The 1,760-nt window shown below is 48.8% G+C and carries 4 protein-coding genes; all 4 read left to right on the top strand.

Features of this window, described 5'->3' with window-relative positions; translation table 11 throughout:
- Positions 1–93: 93 nt before the first annotated feature.
- Complete coding sequence (locus tag AC2VLY_RS08540) at positions 94–423, top strand: rhodanese-like domain-containing protein (protein ID WP_024892993.1); 330 nt, start codon at positions 94–96, stop codon at positions 421–423.
- A gap of 124 nt (positions 424–547) precedes the next feature.
- The gene (locus tag AC2VLY_RS08535; RefSeq protein WP_010637274.1) at positions 548–778 is read left to right on the top strand and encodes a sulfurtransferase TusA family protein; all 231 of its coding nucleotides are present in this window, start codon (positions 548–550) and stop codon (positions 776–778) included.
- 40 nt (positions 779–818) lie between these two features.
- Complete coding sequence (gene dsrE2, locus AC2VLY_RS08530; RefSeq protein WP_010637276.1) at positions 819–1,289, top strand: sulfur carrier protein DsrE2; 471 nt, start codon at positions 819–821, stop codon at positions 1,287–1,289.
- Between the two features lie 64 nt (positions 1,290–1,353).
- On the top strand, positions 1,354–1,760 hold a 407-nt coding region (locus AC2VLY_RS08525; protein WP_486892316.1), incomplete at its 3' end, for a 4Fe-4S dicluster domain-containing protein.

Raw genomic sequence — 1,760 nt, 5'->3', positions numbered from 1 at the left:
ATGATGCGTTTGGGTGGATAATGGTGCTACACGTGAACGAATACATGGTGTAAGCTAGCAGATGACATTATTTTATTAATTGGTGAATAGCTTATGTACGGTTTTCAGGAAATCACGGCAGATCAACTCAAGGCCTTGAGCGATCAAGGTGATGAGTTCATTCTGGTGGATGTACGTTCTCCCGCTGAGGTGGCACGTGGCATCATCGAAGGAGCCCGGCACGTACCCTTGCACATGCTGCCGATGTCTCTACAGCAGTTGGATAAATCCAAAACGGTGGTATTTTATTGTCTCAGTGGTGGACGTTCAGCCCAGGCTGCAGCTTTTGCCGCTGCTCAGGGTTTTGGACAAGTGCTTAATTTGCGCGGTGGAATTTCAGCCTGGGCGAATCGTGGACTGCCTATTGGTCAGTTACCCGGTTGATTAGCATTTTCTAAAATAGGGGTGCTTAATCATCAAATCAAAATATTTGCCTTGCTGTTCCCCCTTTTCCTGATACAGTCTTGCAGGTAGTTTTCAGACATCAATAACCTTAGGAGGTTAAACCATGGTACAAGAAGATCAAGTACTCGACGCACGTGGCCTGAATTGCCCCTTGCCCATCCTGCGCACCAAAAAGGCTCTCGGTGAGCTGACTTCCGGTCAGGTTTTGAAGATCGTGGCCACTGATCCTGGCGCGGTAAAAGATTTTGAAGCATTTGCCAAGCAGACCAAGAATCCTCTTTTGGAGCATGCTGAAGCAGCCGGCGAATTTATCTTCTTCATCCAGAAAGCATAATTGAATGAGGTTGGGCTGACGGCCTGACCAGGAGTAGAAAATGGACGAGAAAAAACTGGCAATTGTTGCCACAAAAGGAACGCTCGATTGGGGATATCCTCCCTTTATCCTGGCGTCCACTGCTGCAGCCCTGGGTTACAGTGTGGAAATCTTCTTCACCTTTTACGGCCTGCAATTGCTCAAGAAAGATCTGAGTCATCTGCGCGTCAGCCCCCTGGGTAACCCGGCCATGCCGATGCCTGTTCCCATGCCTACCCTGATGATGGTGTTGCCGGGTATGGAAGGAATGGCTACATCCATGATGAAAAGCAAAATGAAAGCCAAGGGCGTAGCCAGTCTGGATGAATTGCGCGAACTTTGTGTTGAAGCTGAAGTAAGAATGATCGCTTGTCAGATGACAGTCGATCTTTTCGAGTTTGATACAGCTGACTTTATTGACGGGATTGAATTGGGCGGTGCAGCGGCCTTTTTTGAATTCGCCGGTGAGTCCGATATCACGTTGTTTATTTGAACCAATGATCTGCGCTGCGGGTCGAACAGGTACGACGTATTAATTACGAGCGAGGAGCGAGTAGATGGCGACTTACGCTGAAATGAAAGAGATGTTTGACGAAATCCGTGCGGATTTTCGTTATGACCACGAACTCAATGGATGTCTGAATTGTGGCATTTGTACGGCTACCTGCCCGTCGGCGCAGTTCTACGATTATAGTCCCCGTGAAATTGTCCAGTTGCTCTGGACCGAAAACGTGGAACAGATTTATGACGCAATGCAGGAAAAAATATGGGCCTGTGCCCAGTGCATGACCTGTGCGGCACGTTGCCCTTTCAAGAATTCTCCCGGTGGACTGGTCATGATCATGCGCGAAGTATCCATTCGCCACGGTATGCAATCGGCCAAAGATGTGTTGCGCCCCTTTGGTCGCGTAATGCTCAAACTGATTACCACGGGTAACCAGCTTTCTCCTGACATGATCCAGCC

It is taken from the genome of Acidithiobacillus sp. TH-A36, from assembly GCF_057473445.1.
This window is presented reverse-complemented; position numbering and strand designations above follow the sequence as displayed.